This window comes from Actinomadura meyerae (genome assembly GCF_900188445.1).
Classification (GTDB): domain Bacteria; phylum Actinomycetota; class Actinomycetes; order Streptosporangiales; family Streptosporangiaceae; genus Spirillospora; species Spirillospora meyerae.
In genome coordinates, this window is sequence record NZ_FZOR01000006.1 from 209349 (window position 1) to 223825 (window position 14477).

The 14477-nt window shown below is 72.6% G+C and carries 16 protein-coding genes; 8 read left to right on the forward strand and 8 right to left on the reverse strand.

Annotated elements, in window-relative coordinates; all coding sequences use genetic code 11:
• Window positions 1-13 precede the first annotated feature (13 nt).
• The 3 genes from CHF16_RS09360 to ychF all read right to left on the reverse strand — a co-directional run bounded on the left by CHF16_RS09360 (window position 14) and on the right by ychF (window position 2945).
• Complete coding sequence (locus CHF16_RS09360) at window positions 14-298, reverse strand: hypothetical protein (protein WP_089325529.1); 285 nt, start codon at window positions 296-298, stop codon at window positions 14-16.
• Window positions 299-358: 60 nt separating this feature from the next.
• Entirely contained in the window at window positions 359-1384 is a 1026-nt protein-coding gene (locus CHF16_RS09365) for a conjugal transfer protein (RefSeq protein ID WP_089325530.1), read from the reverse strand.
• 469 nt (window positions 1385-1853) lie between these two features.
• Window positions 1854-2945, reverse strand: a complete 1092-nt coding sequence (gene ychF / locus CHF16_RS09370; protein ID WP_089325531.1) for a redox-regulated ATPase YchF — start codon at window positions 2943-2945, stop codon at window positions 1854-1856.
• 143 nt (window positions 2946-3088) lie between these two features.
• Here ychF and CHF16_RS09375 point away from each other — a divergent pair, with 143 nt between their 5' ends.
• Both CHF16_RS09375 and CHF16_RS09380 read left to right on the forward strand, forming a co-directional pair.
• Entirely contained in the window at window positions 3089-4453 is a 1365-nt protein-coding gene (locus CHF16_RS09375) for a DNA recombination protein RmuC (protein WP_089325532.1), read from the forward strand.
• Window positions 4454-4509: 56 nt separating this feature from the next.
• Entirely contained in the window at window positions 4510-5064 is a 555-nt protein-coding gene (locus tag CHF16_RS09380) for a DUF6542 domain-containing protein (protein WP_245868307.1), read from the forward strand.
• A 36-nt stretch (window positions 5065-5100) separates the two neighbouring features.
• On the opposite strand, the gene CHF16_RS09385 is transcribed toward CHF16_RS09380, so the two are convergent.
• A complete protein-coding gene (locus CHF16_RS09385) occupies window positions 5101-6066 on the reverse strand; it encodes a 4-hydroxy-3-methylbut-2-enyl diphosphate reductase (protein WP_089325533.1) in 966 nt (321 codons plus the stop codon).
• A gap of 155 nt (window positions 6067-6221) precedes the next feature.
• Here CHF16_RS09385 and CHF16_RS09390 point away from each other — a divergent pair, with 155 nt between their 5' ends.
• Window positions 6222-7223: a DUF8129 domain-containing protein gene (locus CHF16_RS09390; RefSeq protein ID WP_089325534.1), complete on the forward strand. Its 1002-nt coding sequence runs from the start codon at window positions 6222-6224 to the stop codon at window positions 7221-7223.
• Window positions 7224-7297: 74 nt separating this feature from the next.
• On the opposite strand, the gene CHF16_RS09395 is transcribed toward CHF16_RS09390, so the two are convergent.
• Window positions 7298-7723: a MarR family winged helix-turn-helix transcriptional regulator gene (locus CHF16_RS09395; RefSeq protein ID WP_342750084.1), complete on the reverse strand. Its 426-nt coding sequence runs from the start codon at window positions 7721-7723 to the stop codon at window positions 7298-7300.
• Between the two features lie 40 nt (window positions 7724-7763).
• Between CHF16_RS09395 and xseA the strand changes: the two genes are divergently transcribed.
• On the forward strand, window positions 7764-8978 hold the full coding sequence (gene xseA / locus CHF16_RS09400; protein ID WP_089325535.1) for an exodeoxyribonuclease VII large subunit: 1215 nt from the start codon (window positions 7764-7766) through the stop codon (window positions 8976-8978).
• A gap of 10 nt (window positions 8979-8988) precedes the next feature.
• Entirely contained in the window at window positions 8989-9222 is a 234-nt protein-coding gene (locus CHF16_RS09405) for an exodeoxyribonuclease VII small subunit (protein ID WP_089325606.1), read from the forward strand.
• 35 nt (window positions 9223-9257) lie between these two features.
• On the opposite strand, the gene CHF16_RS09410 is transcribed toward CHF16_RS09405, so the two are convergent.
• Entirely contained in the window at window positions 9258-10067 is an 810-nt protein-coding gene (locus CHF16_RS09410; RefSeq protein ID WP_245868308.1) for a DUF4245 domain-containing protein, read from the reverse strand.
• 20 nt (window positions 10068-10087) lie between these two features.
• Window positions 10088-10753 (reverse strand): TetR/AcrR family transcriptional regulator, encoded by a 666-nt coding sequence (locus tag CHF16_RS09415; RefSeq protein WP_089325536.1) that lies wholly within the window; start codon window positions 10751-10753, stop codon window positions 10088-10090.
• A gap of 194 nt (window positions 10754-10947) precedes the next feature.
• Between CHF16_RS09415 and glpX the strand changes: the two genes are divergently transcribed.
• Window positions 10948-11982 carry a class II fructose-bisphosphatase gene (glpX, locus tag CHF16_RS09420; RefSeq protein ID WP_089325537.1) on the forward strand — a complete coding sequence of 345 codons (1035 nt, stop codon included), beginning with the start codon at window positions 10948-10950 and terminating at the stop codon, window positions 11980-11982.
• Between the two features lie 26 nt (window positions 11983-12008).
• Here the strand turns inward: glpX and CHF16_RS09425 are convergent, their stop codons facing one another.
• Complete coding sequence (locus CHF16_RS09425) at window positions 12009-12623, reverse strand: DUF1707 SHOCT-like domain-containing protein (RefSeq protein WP_179271451.1); 615 nt, start codon at window positions 12621-12623, stop codon at window positions 12009-12011.
• An 81-nt stretch (window positions 12624-12704) separates the two neighbouring features.
• Between CHF16_RS09425 and CHF16_RS09430 the strand changes: the two genes are divergently transcribed.
• A complete protein-coding gene (locus CHF16_RS09430; RefSeq protein ID WP_089325538.1) occupies window positions 12705-13658 on the forward strand; it encodes an ABC transporter ATP-binding protein in 954 nt (317 codons plus the stop codon).
• An 8-nt stretch (window positions 13659-13666) separates the two neighbouring features.
• Entirely contained in the window at window positions 13667-14467 is an 801-nt protein-coding gene (locus CHF16_RS09435; protein WP_089325539.1) for an ABC transporter permease, read from the forward strand.
• Window positions 14468-14477 lie beyond the last annotated feature (10 nt).

Below are 14477 nucleotides of genomic sequence, written 5' to 3' on the forward strand. Positions count from 1 at the left end.
GTGCCTCCCCGGGTCAGGAGACGTCCACACCGAGGGCCGTGGCGATCGCCTTGGCCGTGGTCTCGATGATCTTCGGCACGTAGAAGATCACTCCGATGCCGATCGCCAGCACGATGAATTGCACGAATCGCGTGATCTCGCGGGTGAACAGGAAGAAGATCGCCACAATGGAGACGATCACGAGGAACAGCGGGCCGAATATCTGGCGGAGCCAGTCGGCCAGCTGATCGGTTTTCAGTTCGTCATCGGGCGCCGCCAGGAGTTCGAGCGGAATCGACGCCATAAGGTGGTGCAGCATCGATGTTCTACCTTCCTAGGTCGGCGGTTTCGGGGGACGGTTTCTTCAATTCGCGGCCTCTCATGACGCGTTCGGTTCGGTGCTGCCGCGAATGTCGCGCACGAGCCAGGTCGTGCCCTTCTTGACCATGGTGAGCTGGTAGCTCTGCTCCAGCTCGCCGCCGCCGCCTCCGGCGGGCTGCCACACCACCGTCGCGGTGACGGACCGCTCGCCCTGGGCTCCCTTCGGCGCGATGACCTCCTTGACCTGCACGAACGTGACGGACTTGGCGAGGCCGGTGATGGTCGTCCCGGCGGAGAAGCGGGACAGGGCCTCCTGGTTGCCGGACGCGTACTCCGGGAAGAAGGTGCCGAGGAAGGGCTTGAGCTCGTTCTCGAGCGCGGTGTCGCGGTCGTCGACGCCGCCCGCGGGAAGCTGCGCCTTGGTCGGCGGGGGAAGCAGGGCGGGCCGGGCGGACACGACCAGGGAGCCGCTCTTGTCGGCGTACACGGGAACGGCGAGCCGCAGCCACCGGTCGGCGGTGCGCGCGAGCAGGGTCACGGTCGCGTTGTTGGCGTCGCGGGCGTCCACTCCGGCGACCTGGACGGACTGCACCTGCATCTTCCCGACGCCGTTCCAGCCGAATTGCGCGTCGGCGCCGTCGGGCAGGAAGGTGCGCAATTGCGCCTCGCGGGCGGGGGCGGTCTTCTGGTCGTAGTTGAGATAGACGTTGGCGAACTGGATGGCGAACGCGCCCGCGGCGCTGCTGGGGAACCCGGCGCTGCGCGGCGGCTTGGACGGGGACGCCGCCCCGCCGCCGGACTCGCCCTCGGTGAAGCGCTCGAACGGGGCGCGCACGCCGTTGACGAGGATGACGATGATCAGCGCCCACAGCACGGCGCGCCCGACCCACACCCACCAGCGGCCGCCGGACCCGCCCCAGCGGCCGCCCCGCGAGCCGCCGGAGCCGGACCCGCCGCGGCGCCCGTCCCGGCCGGACAGGTCCCACGAGGGGTCGACGGAGGACGCGAGCGCCCTGGCGGGCGCCGCGGTCTCCTCGACTACGGCGGTGTCACGGCCGCGTCCCACGGCCGACCTGCGAGCCATCCTGCCTCCGCTCGCGCCTCGCCCCCGGTCGGCGCGGTCCTGTGTGCCTGGTCATGTTCCGGTGGCTTTTCCGAACCCACCTTCGGGCCCAGGGTAACCACGGGCGTCAATTGTTCCAGCGCATCGCAGCGAAGCACAGCCCCGGCACGCGGTTGTGGATAATGCAATCCACCTCAACAGGAACGGGGAAGATTGCCAAACGGTGACGATCCCCTATCCAAGGCTCCGAAGAGTGCGCAGGTCCAGGTTCCGGACAAGCGGCGCGACTCGGTCGTTGGTTGGTGACCGGGTGGCGCCGACGGCCGCAATCCATTCCCGAAAGAAACCGACAAACTGGCCGATACGCGACATCACACAGCAAAACGGCAGCTCAGGGGCCTCAGCGGCCCCATCGGCACCGCACGGGCCCGCTGTTGCCAAAATCACACTGGTCACGGCCCTTGCCGGACCGCCGCGGGCCACGGCTCGGTCAGACGTTGAAGCGGAACTCCACCACGTCGCCGTCCTGCATCACGTAGTCCTTGCCCTCCATCCGGACCTTGCCGGCGGTGCGGGCGGCGGCCATGGAGCCGGCCTCGACGAGGTCGGCGAACGAGACGATCTCCGCCTTGATGAAGCCGCGCTGGAAGTCGGTGTGGATGACGCCGGCGGCCTCCGGGGCGGTGGCGCCCTTGCGGATCGTCCAGGCGCGCGCCTCCTTGGGGCCCGCCGTCAGGTACGTCTGCAGGCCGAGCGTGCCGAACCCGATGCGGACGAGCTGCGACAGGCCCGACTCCTCCTGCCCCATGCCCTGGAGCAGTTCGAGGGCCTCGTCGTCCGGCAGCTCGATCAGCTCCGCCTCGATCTTGGCGTCCAGGAAGATCGCCTCGGCGGGGGCCACAAGGTCGCGCAGGCGCGCGCGCAGGGCCTCGTCGGTCAGCTCGCTCTCATCGAGGTTGAAGACGTAGAGGAACGGCTTGGCGGTGAGCAGGTGCAGCTCGCGCAGCAGCGCGAGGTCGATGCCGGCCTTCTCCGCCCCGGCGAAGAGCGTCACGCCGTCGTTCAGCAGCTTCTGCGCGGCGTTCACGGCGTCGACGACGGCGAGCTTGTCCTTGTCCTTCTTGGTGCGGGCCTCCTTGTCGAGGCGCGGGAGCGCCTTCTCGATCGTCTGGAGGTCGGCCAGGATCAGCTCGGTGTTGATCGTCTCGATGTCGCGGGACGGGGCGACGTCGCCGTCCACATGGGTGACGTCCGGGTCCTCGAAGGCGCGGATGACCTGGCAGATCGCGTTGGTCTCACGGATGTTGGCGAGGAACTTGTTGCCGAGCCCCTGCCCCTCGGACGCGCCCTTGACGATGCCCGCGATGTCGACGAACTCCATCGTCGCCGGGATCACCTTCTGCGAGCCGAAGAGCTCCGCCAGCGTGTGCAGGCGCGGGTCGGGCACCCCGACCACGCCGACGTTGGGCTCGATGGTCGCGAACGGGTAGTTGGCGGCCAGCGCGTCGTTCTTGGTCAGCGCGTTGAACAGGGTGGACTTGCCGACGTTGGGCAGCCCGACGATTCCGATGGAGAGGCTCACGGCGGTCAAGTTTATGGGCGCGCGCGCACGCCGCGAACTGCCCGGAACCTCCGCGGGTTCCGCCGAATGTCCGGGACGGGGCGTCCCGCGGCATCCCGGCGCGTCGCGATCGCGCATCGCCGCCGCGCTGTCACGATGAGCGGATGGACCTCGCGCTGTTCGCCGGCCTGCTCGTCGGCGCCGTGTTCGGCGCCGTCGCCGGGTACGCGCTCGCGACGGGCCGGCAGGGCGCGCTGATCGCGCGGGCGCGCGCCGCCGAGGAGAAGCTCGCCTACGCCGAGGAGCGGATGGCCGAGCACTTCGAGAACCTGTCCGCCAAGGCCCTGGACGCCAGCAACCAGCGGTTCCTCGAACTGGCGGACGCGCGGCTCAAGGCGGCGGGGGTGGAGGCGGCGGGCGAGCTCCAGCGCCGCCAGCAGGCCGTCGAGCACCTGGTCGCGCCGCTCAAGGAGACCCTCGCCAAGGTGGAGGAGCAGCTCCGGGAGGTGGAGACCGGCCGCCGCGAGTCGCACGCGATGCTGGCCAAGCAGGTCGACTTCGTCCGGCAGAGTTCCGACCAGCTGCGCCGCGAGACCCAGTCGCTGGTCCGGGCGCTGCAGCGGCCCGAGGCGCGGGGCCGGTGGGGCGAGCTCCAGCTCCGCAGGGTCGTGGAGCTGGCCGGCATGGCGCACCACTGCGACTTCGACGAGCAGGCCAGTGCCGTCACCGCGGACGGGACGGTGCGTCCCGACATGGTGGTGCGGCTGGTCGGCGGCAAGAGCATCGTCGTCGACTCCAAGGTCTCCCTGGCCGCGTACCTGCAGGCCGCCGAGAGCGGCGACCCGGTCCGCCTGGACGCGCACGCCCGCCACCTGCGCGACCACGTCGACCGGCTCGCGGCGAAGTCGTACTGGCAGGCGTTCAGCCCCGCCCCCGAGTTCGTCGTCCTGTTCATCCCCGGGGAGGCGTTCCTCGCCCCCGCGCTCGACCGCGACCCCGGCCTGCTCGAGTACGCGATGCGCCGGCGGGTGCACATCGCCACGCCGACCACCCTCATCACCATGCTGCGGACGGCCTCCTACGCGTGGCAGCAGGCCGCCCTGTCGAGGAACGCGCGCGCGGTCTTCGAGCTGGGCAAGGAGCTGTACGAGCGGCTCGGCACGATGGGCCAGCACGTCGACGAGCTGGGGCGCGCCCTGACCGGAGCCATCAAGTCCTACAACCGGACGGTGGGGTCGCTGGAGACGCGCGTCCTCGTCAGCGCCCGCAAGCTGAACGAGCTGGGCGTGGTCGAGGACGGCCTGGAAGGCCCCCGTCCGGTGGAGGAGAGCCCGCGCGCGCTCTCGGCGGCCGAACTGACCGCTGAGGAGTACCACCGGGAGGACGAGGGAGAGCCCGCCCCGGCGCCCGAAGCGGTAGGTTTCGGCTCACAGGCCATCCCCGAGCAGGCGGACCGGCGCGACGCGCAGGAGCGGGGCGAAGCGGGCGGAGCGGGCCGCCGGCTCCCCGGAGCGAAGGGGTGGCGATGAGTCCATCGACGGCACGCGGCGCGCCCGGCGGCGCCTCGCCGGCTCCGGAGGGTGCAGTGGGACGTCAGCACGGCGCTCCGGCCCCGCGCCCGCGCGCGCGCTCGGCCGGCTCCGGGAACCCGGTCACGCTGACCGGCCGCGGCGGCATCGTGGTGATGTTCGCCGCCGGGGTGGTGTGCGGGCTGCTGTCGCGCTGGCTCGGGGTGCCGCTGCTCGCCGGCGCCGGGTTCGCGATCGGCTGCGCGCTCGCCGCGTTCGCGACGCGCCGGGCCGACCTGCTCACGCTCGTCGTCAGCCCGCCACTGGTGTTCTTCGCCGCCACGGTCGTCGTCGTGTTCGCCACCGAGCTCGGCGGCGGCTCGCTGCTGCGCGGCGTCACGGTCGGCGTGCTGGCCGCGCTGGCGGCCACCGCGCCGTGGCTGTTCTTCGGGACGCTGCTGGTCCTCGTCATCTGCCTCGCGCGCGGGCTCATGACGAACGTCCGCGAGCTGCGCGACAAGCTCGCTGGCATGCGCCTGTTCGAGAAGGAGGAGAACGAGAACCCCGTCCGGTGGGACGAGTCCCCGGTGACGACGGGAGAGCGCCGCCTCCCCCACGGCGAGGTGGACTGAGCGGCGCCGGGCCCGTACGCCCCCCGTGAGCCCGGCCTAGACCGGTGTGACGCGAAGGTCCTTGCGGAGTTCCTTCGGGAGGGAGAAGCGCATGTGCTCGGAGACGGACTCGATCTCCTCCGCGGGGCCGAAGCCGCGCTCGGCGAGCCACGCAAGGACCTCCTGGACCAGCTCGTCCGGGACGGAGGCGCCGCTCGTGACGCCGACCGTGGTGACGCCCTCCAGCCAGGCTGGGTCGATGTGCTCGGCGTAGTCGACGAGGTAGGCGTTGTCGGCCCCGTGCTCCTTGGCGACCTCGACGAGCCGCACGGAGTTCGAGGAGTTGGTCGAGCCGACCACGATGACGAGCTGGGACTGCGCCGCCATCTCCTTCACGGCGACCTGCCGGTTCTGGGTGGCGTAGCAGATGTCGTCGGACGGCGGGTCCATCAGCTTGGGGAACCGCTCGCGGAGCTTCTCGACGGTGGCGACGGTCTCGTCGACCGACAGCGTGGTCTGCGAGAGCCACGCGACCTTCTCGGGGTCGCGGACGGTCACGTTGGCGACGTCGTCGGGGCCGTCGACGAGGTGGATGTGGTCGGGCGCCTCGCCGGTGGTGCCGATGACCTCCTCGTGGCCCTCGTGGCCGATGAGCAGGATGTCGTAGTCGTCGGCGGCGAACCGGACCGCCTCCTTGTGGACCTTGGTGACCAGCGGGCAGGTCGCGTCGATGGTGCGCAGGTTCAGGCCCGCGGCCTCCTGGTGCACGGCGGGCGCGACGCCGTGCGCGGAGAACACCACGATCGCCCCCTCGGGCACCTCCTCGGTCTCGTCCACGAAGATCGCGCCGCGCTCCTCCAGCGTCTTGACGACGTGGACGTTGTGGACGATCTGCTTGCGGACGTAGATCGGAGCCCCGTACTTCTCCAGGGCGATCTCGACCGTCTGGACGGCCCGGTCGACGCCTGCGCAGTAACCACGCGGCTTGGCGAGCAGGACACGGCGCTGGCTGTTGGCGGTCATGGCTCTATCGTACGAGTCACCGGATCGTGGGAGTGACCTGGCTGTGACCGACTCCACGGTGTCTTTGGACAGAAATCCATTAACCCGGGGTGACCGCGATCGCACCCGTGGGGCAGAGTGAAGTTCACCAGACGAGGCAGGAAGAGGAAGAGTCGATGACGAAATCGCCGCGCCGCCTCAAGGAGCAGGTCCGGGACACGGTGGGCGAGCAGGTTCGCGATCTCCCGCTGCACGCCGTCCGCCTGGCCATGTTCGGCGTCGGCCGGGCCCTGCTGCTCGGCGACCGGGTCACCAGGGACTACAAGGAGATCACCCAGGGCGGCGGCGTGAAGCCGGTGCTCGGGCGGCTGCGCGACGACGTGCAGGGCACGGCCGAGAAGGTCGTCGAGCGCGTCGTCGAGCGGGTGCGCGGCGAGGAGCCGGAGCCCGAGCCCGAGCCGGTCCGCCGCACCCGGCCCGCGGGGCGGACGGCCGCCGCGCGCTCCGCCGGGGGCGCGCGCACCGCCGGCGCGGAGATCTCCGTCGGCAAGCCCGGCGCCGCGACCAAGCCCGAGCCCGGGCCCGAGGCCGCGTCCGACGCCGAAGCCGAGCCGGCTTCCCGGACGGGCACCCGGCACCGGCCGAAGCACGCCCGTCCGGGCCCGCCGCCGAAGCCCGCGAAGCCCGGCGCGCTGGGCCGGCGGCACGCCAAGTCCGTGGAGGCGGAGGGGTCCGTGGAGGCGGAGGGCGGGCAGGCGCCCATCGCGAAGCCGGCCCCGTCGCCCGAGCCCGCCGAGCCGAAGCCCGAGCCCGCGCCGCAGGCCAAGCCCGCGCCGAGCCCGGAACCCGCCGAGCCCGCACCGGAGCCGGCCGCCGCGGAGGCGCCCGCGGAGGCGTCGGACGAGGCGACCGCCGAAGCGGTCGCCGAGGACGGCAAGGCGTTCGAGCCGAAGCCGGAGACCAAGCCCGCCGCCCCGGCGGAGGCGAAGAAGATCGCCGCGGACCTGCCCGTGCCGGACTACGACTCCGCCACGCTGCCGCAGCTGCGCGCGCGCCTGCGCGGCCTGACGGTGGAGCAGGTGAAGCTGCTGCGCGAGTACGAGCGCCAGCACGCCGGCCGCGAGGACATCATCCGCATGTACGAGCGCCGCATCGCCAAGCTCAACGGCCTCAACTGACGTCCGCTACGGCGGACGAGCGCAACGACGCGACGTGACGAGCCCCCGGGCCTGCCCGGGGGCTCGTCGGCGTCTCAGGGGCCGCTGAAGAGCTTCTCCAGGGCGGGCAGGGCGGCGGCGATCCGCGCGCGCTCATCGTCCGACAGGTGCGCGAGACGGCCGGTGAGGAAGGACAGCCGCCGCTCCCGCCCGGCGGCCAGCCGCTCCCGGCCCGCCCCGGTGAGCCGCGCGGTGACGACGCGGGCGTCGGCGCCGTCCCGGCCGCGCGCGACGAGTCCGTCCCGCTCCAGCCGGTTGATCTGGGCGGTCATGGTCGGCAGCCGGACGCCGTGCTCGGCGGCGAGCTCGGTCATCCGCCGCGGGCCGTGCTCCAGGGAGCCCAGCACGGACAGCTGCTGGCCGGTGACCGGCTGGTCGGCGGCGGCCTGCCGCAGCATCAGCACGACGTGGCGCAGGCGCAGGTTGAGCTGCTCGGCGAGCTCGCGGTCGGATGCGGTCACGGATCACTCTCCTCGGGGTCGTAGTCAGTAGTGTTCCTGCATGGCGATGGAGACCACGGCCGAATCCCCGGTTCCGGTGCGGACGGTCCTGCAGGCGGTGAGCGGCTGGATCGGCCGGCTCGGCCGGATCTGGGTCGAGGGCCAGATCACCGACCTCAACGCCCGCGGTGGAACGGTGTACCTGACGCTCCGCGACCCGGTGGCGAACATGTCGGTGCGCGTCGTCGGGCCCCGCGCCGTGGTCGAGGCCGCCGGCCCGGCGGTGACCGACGGCGCCCGCGTCGTGGTGCACGCCAAGCCGGACTTCTGGATCAACCGGGGGACGTTCTCGCTCAGCGTGCTGGAGATCCGGCCGGTCGGCGTCGGCGAGCTGCTGGCCCGGCTGGAGCGGCTGAAGCAGGTGCTTTCGTCCGAGGGGCTGTTCCGGCCGGAGCGCAAGCGCCCGCTGCCGTTCCTGCCGGGGAAGATCGGGCTGATCTGCGGGCGCGACTCCGACGCCGAGCACGACGTCCTGCAGAACGCCCGGCGGCGCTGGCCGGCGGTCGCGTTCCGGGTGGAGAACACCGCGGTGCAGGGCTCGTACGCGGTCGGCGAGGTGATGGAGGCGCTGCGGGCGCTGGACGCCGATCCCGAGATCGATGTGATCATCATCGCGCGGGGCGGCGGCGCGATGGAAGACCTGCTGCCGTTCTCCGACGAGGCGCTGGTGCGCGCGGTGTCGGCGGCGCGCACCCCGGTGGTCAGCGCGATCGGCCACGAGCAGGACTCCCCGATCCTGGACCTGGTCGCGGACGTGCGGGCCTCGACGCCGACGGACGCGGCGAAGAAGGCCGTCCCGGACGTCCGGGAGCAGCTCCAGCTCGTGCGGCAGCTTCGCGACCGGGGCCGGCGCTGCCTGTCGGGGGCCGTGGAGCGGGAGCTGGCGTGGCTGCGTGCGGTGCGGTCGCGGCCCGCGCTGGCCGACCCGGTGCGCGAGATCGAGCGCCAGTCCGAGCAGGTCGCGGCGCTGCGGGACCGTGCGCGCCGGTGCCTGTCCGGGGCGCTGGACCGGGCCGGGGACGAGCTGTCGCACACGCGCGCGCGGCTGCTGGCCCTCTCCCCCGCCGCGACGCTGGAGCGCGGCTACGCGATCGTCCAGCGCGACGACGGGGCGGTGGTACGGGAGGCGGCGGCGGTCAAGGACGGCGAGGCGCTGCACGTCCGGCTGTCCGACGGGCGCCTCGGGGTGACCGTGACCGACCGCGAGGGGTCTTAAGGTGGGGCAGGTGGCGGACGACAAGGGGACGGCGGAGAAGCCGTCGTACGAGCAGGCACGGGACGAGCTGACCGAGGTCGTCAAGCGGCTAGAGGCGGGCGGGCTGACGCTGGAGGAGTCCCTCGCCCTCTGGGAGCGGGGCGAGCGGCTCGCCGCGGTCTGCGAGGAGTGGCTGGAGGGCGCCCGAGCGCGGCTGGCCGCAGCCCTCGACCGCCCGGACGACGGCGAGGGCGCCCCGTTCTGAGGCTCCGCCCCGGCGCGGGGCGGGGGCCTGGCGCGTCAGGAGGCGGGCGTCGGCGCCGTGGAGGGCGCCAGGTCCGCGCCGCCCTTGGCCTGCGGCTTGAGGGCCCCCGCGAGGACGGCCAGCTCCGCGTAGGAGGCGGTGCCGGTCACGACGACGCTGCTGCCGTCCGGCAGGGTGCGGGCGAGGGAGTTCGCCTTCTTGTCCTTGCGGTGGTACTTCGTCCAGGTGACGCCGCCCACCTGCTGCGTCCCGGTCGGCTTGCTGCTGTTGGTCATGCGCGGGACGTACTCGGATGCCTTCTCGTTGCTCTGCTCCAGCGCCGCGTACTCGTCGCTCGGCGTCACGAACCCGAGGTGCCACGCGACGGGCGTGTCACCGCCCGCGCCGAGGCCGGTCAGCCGGGAGCTGTTGGGGCGCCAGCCCGCGGGCAGCCCCTCGGGCGCGTGCACGGTGAAGGGCGCGTCGTTGCGCATCGCCCACAGCTGCGAGCTGTAGTCGACGGTCGGCAGGACCTCCTCGTCGCCGCGCGGCGCCACCGCGTAGACCGCCAGCACCAGGACCAGGCACGCGGCCATCGCCATCGCGAAGCCGCTGAGGCCGGTCGTGAGCCGCTTGTGGACGCCGGGGCTGACCTCGACGACGGGACGCCCCGCCGGCGCGCGCCGCTCGTCCTGCTCGTCCTGGACGCCCTGCTCCGCCGGAGCCGCGGCCTCGGCGGGCGCCGCCTCCGGTGCGGCCTCGGACACGGTCTCCGCCGCGGTCTGGGATGCGGTGTCCGACACGGCCTGGGACGCGGTCTCGGACGCGGCGGGAGCGGGGGACGGGGACGGGGTCTTGTCGGTCACCCCTCCAGGATCCCCCACGCTCAGCGCTGCTCGGTACCGGGGTTGCGTATCGTGCCGACGATGCCCATGATCTCGTCGGCGAGGCGGCGGGCGGCGGCCTCGTCGTCCAGCAGCGAGATCTCGGACACGGCGCCCGCCATCGCGCCGGTCAGCACGGTGACGAGGGCCTCGTCCACGCCGCCGTCGGCGGTGTGGAACAGCGCGGCGTTGCGCCGCGCCCACTTGGTGAGCCGCTGGCGCATGACGCGGTCGAACCCGGGCGGGCCGTCGCCGGAGATGAAGAGCCGGGCGACGTCGCGCTCGTCGAGGCAGCCGCTCAGGTAGGCGCCCGCGCCGGCGATGAACAGCCGCATGGGGTCGGTCTCGCCCGCCTCCCGGACGGCGTTGATCGCCTCGCGGGTGCGCTCCTGCTGGCGGCCCTGGAAGTCCTCGAACAGCGTGAGGTACAGGTCCGCCTTGCCGTTGAAGTGGTGGTACAGGCTCCCGACGCTGGCCCCGGCCTTGGCGACGATGTCGGTCACCGCGGCCTGGGCGAAGCCCGACGCACAGAAGACGTCCCTCGCCGCGGCCAGCAGGGCGCCGCGGGTGGCGGCGCCGCGGTCGGAGGTCCGCGCGGGGGTCTCGGCGGACCGCGCGCCCCCGCCGCGGGCCGCCTCGCCGGACGAGACGTCGATGTCGCTGCTCATGACGCCTGAGATTACGCCCTCTCCCATGGGGAAACGATCCCTTGCCCGCGGGACCGTCAAATACCGGTGCCGCCGGGGGTCGGTACCACGGGTGCCGGTACGCTCCGTTTCCCGGCTGGTCTGGTCCAATTTGTGGCCCGCCGTCCGGTCACCGGAGAATCCGAGGCACCACCGAACGAAGGGGCTGCCCCGTCATGTCCGATGAGACCACCGTTAGCTCTCCGCTCACGACCGAGCCGTCCGCGCCCGACCGGAACCTGGCGATGGAGCTGGTCAGGGTGACCGAGGCCGCCGCGATGGCCGCCGCCCGCTGGGTCGGCCGGGGGGACAAGAACGGCGCCGACGGGGCCGCCGTGAACGCCATGCGCCAGCTGATCAACACCGTGTCGATGCGGGGTGTCGTCGTGATCGGCGAGGGCGAGAAGGACCAGGCGCCGATGCTGTTCAACGGCGAGGAGGTCGGCGACGGCTCCGGCGCCGAGTGCGACGTCGCGGTCGACCCGGTGGACGGCACGCGGCTGACCGCGCTCGGCATGAACAACGCGATCGCGGTGCTGTCGGTGGCGCCGCGCGGGTCGATGTTCGACCCGTCCGCGGTGTTCTACATGGAGAAGCTGGTGACGGGCCCGGAGGCGGCGGACGCCGTCGACATCGAGCGCCCGATCGCCGACAACATCCGCGCGATCGCCCGCGCGAAGGGCTCCTCCCCCAACGACGTGACCGTCTGCATCCTGGACCGGCCGCGGCACGAGGGCATCGTGAAGGAGGTCCGCGAGGCCGGCGCGCGGATCAAGTTCATCCTGGACGGCGACGTCGCCGGCGCGATCATGGCGTCCCGGCCGGGTACCGGCGTCGACCTGCTGCTCGGCATCGGCGGTACCCCGGAGGGCATCATCGCGGCGTGCGCGATCAAGGCGCTGGGCGGGGTGATCCAGGGTCGGCTGTGGCCGCAGGACGAGGCGGAGAAGCGGAAGGCGGAGGACGCCGGGCACGACCTCGGCCGGGTGCTGACCACCGACGACCTGGTGACGTCCGACGACGTGTTCTTCGCGGCCACCGGCATCACCGACGGGGAGCTGGTCGACGGCGTCCGCTACAGCAAGGGCACCGCGGTGACGCACTCGCTGGTGATGCGCTCGCGCAGCGGGACGATCCGGACGATCTCCAGCGAGCACCACCTCGCCAAGCTCCGCGCCTACAGCGCGATCAACTTCGACACCGCGGTCTGAACCGGCCGGCGGCGCGCGGCGCGGCGCTACGCGCGGCGGCCGCGGCCCAGGCGGTCGCGGACGCGGGTGCGCAGCGACCGCTTCGGCGCGCGGGCGCGCACCGAGCCGAAGATCATGGTGCCGCCGACCTCGACGGTGGGCCCGTCCTGCGCGGGACGGGCCCGCAGGTCGCGGGTGCTGAGGATGGTGCGGCCGGTGACGTGGACCCGGACGCCCTCGGGGACGAGGAGCCGGATCCGGCCGCCGAGCACCAGCGGGTCGACCACGATGTGGCGGCGCTGCAGGACGGCCTCGCGCAGGTCGAGCTCGACCGTCCCGAACAGGGCCAGGACGGGCAGCTTGACGGGCACGACCCAGCGGCCCTCGCGGCGGATGCGGCCGAAGAAGACGGTGACCGGGCGGTCGTCCACGAGGATGGGCTGCGCCTCCTCGGGGCCGAGGTCCTCGGTGAGGCCGGTCAGCTCGCCGAGGGTGCGGGCGGCGTAGGCGCGGGCGGTGCGCTCGGAGTGCTCCGCCATGCTGAGCCGCCCGTCGGCGACCGCCTCGCCGAGGACGGCGACGACGCGTTCCCGGTCGGCGTCGGACGCGCGCAGGTCGCGCACGCTGGTGGCCTTCGCGGCCGGGCGCTGGGGAACGTCCACACCTAGAAGATTAACCGCCGTCCGGCGGGCCACCGGAAAACAGGTGGGGATGTGTCCGGCCCTGTCCGTACTGTGAGGGGTATGACCTTGCAACGTGCCCAGCCCGCCGCTGCCCGGGACGGGGCCGGAGGGGCGGCGATCAGCCTGCGCGGCGTCGTGAAGCGGTTCGGCGACTTCACGGCCGTGGACGGGCTGGACCTGGAGGTCCCCTCGGGGGTCTGCCTGGGGCTGCTGGGCCCGAACGGCGCCGGGAAGTCCACCACGATGAAGATGCTGACCGCGCAGGCGATCGCCGACGAGGGCGGCATCGAGGTACTCGGCTTCAGCGTCCCGCGCGAGTCCAAGCGCGCGCGGGCCGTGATGGGGGTCGTCCCGCAGCAGGACAACCTCGACGAGGAGCTGACCGCCCGCGAGAACCTGGAGGTGTTCGCGCACCTGTACCGGGTGCCCCGCAAGGAGCGGCGCAAGGCGGTGGACGACGCGCTCGCGATCGCGCACCTGACCGAGCGGCAGGGCACGAAGGTGGACGACCTGTCCGGCGGGATGCGGCGCCGGCTGCTGATCGCCCGCGGGCTGGTGCACCGGCCCGCCCTCGTCCTGCTGGACGAGCCGACCGTGGGCCTCGACCCGCAGGTGCGGGCCGAGCTCTGGGGGCTGATCGACGGGCTGCGCGCCGGCGGCACGACCGTGCTGATGTCCACGCACTACATCGAGGAGGCCGAGCGCCTCGCGGACGAGTGCGCGCTGATGTCGCACGGCAGGGTCATCGCGCGGGGCTCGCCGACCGATCTGGTGGCCGAGTACGCGGGCGACCGGGTGGTGGAGCACTACGGCCCGCCGCACCGGCTGGCGGAGGTGGAGCGGCTGGCGCGGGCCGCGGGGCTGCCGACGCGCCGCACGGGCCCGTCGGTGTCGGTGCTGAAGGCGGAGACCATCCCGCCGTCGCTGGAGGACGAGCTGGGCCCGGACGGCGTCCGCCGCGCCGCCAGCCTGGAGGACGTGTTCGTGGTGCTGACCGGCGAACGGGTCGAGTAGGAGGCGACATGACGGTGCAGGCGGAGGCGAAGGCGCCGCGGCTGCGGCGGTTCGAGTTCGCGCCGGTCCGCGGGATCTGGCGGCACGAGCTGGCGCTGTACAAGCGGTACTGGAAGTCGCAGTCGTTCGCGTCGATGGTGGAGCCGACGTTCTTCCTGCTGGCGTTCGGCTACGGGTTCGGGTCGATGGTCGCGGTCATCGGCGACTACCGGTACCTCGACTTCGTCGCGACCGGCGTCGTCGGGACGGCGGCGCTGTTCACGTCGGTGTTCCCGGGCATGTTCAACGGCTACATCAGGCGGGTGTTCCAGCACACCTACGACGGGATGCTGGCCGCGCCGGTGGACGTCCACGAGCTGGTGACGGCCGAGGCGCTGTGGATCGCGGCGAAGTCGGCGGTGTACTCGTGCACGCCGCTCGTGGTGGCCCTGTTCTTCGGCCTGGACCCCTCGTTCGGCATGCTGCTGGTCCCGTTCATCACGTTCTTCACCGCCCTCGGCTTCGGCCTGTTCGGCATGTGGACGTCCTCGGTGGTGCCGTCGATCAACTCGTTCGACTACGTGATCACCGGCGTGGTGACCCCGCTGTTCCTGATCGCCGGGACGTTCTTCCCCGTGGACGCGCTGCCCGGGTGGGCGCAGAACGCGTCGTACCTGAACCCGCTCTACCACTGCGTGGAGCTGGTCAGGGACGCGGTGTTCGGGCTGAGCCCGCTCGCCGACCTCGGGCATCTGGGGGCCCTGGTGGCGTTCGCGGCGCTGATGTGGGTCATCGCCGTCCGCGGGATGCGCCGGCGCCTGATCGACTGACCAGGTGATT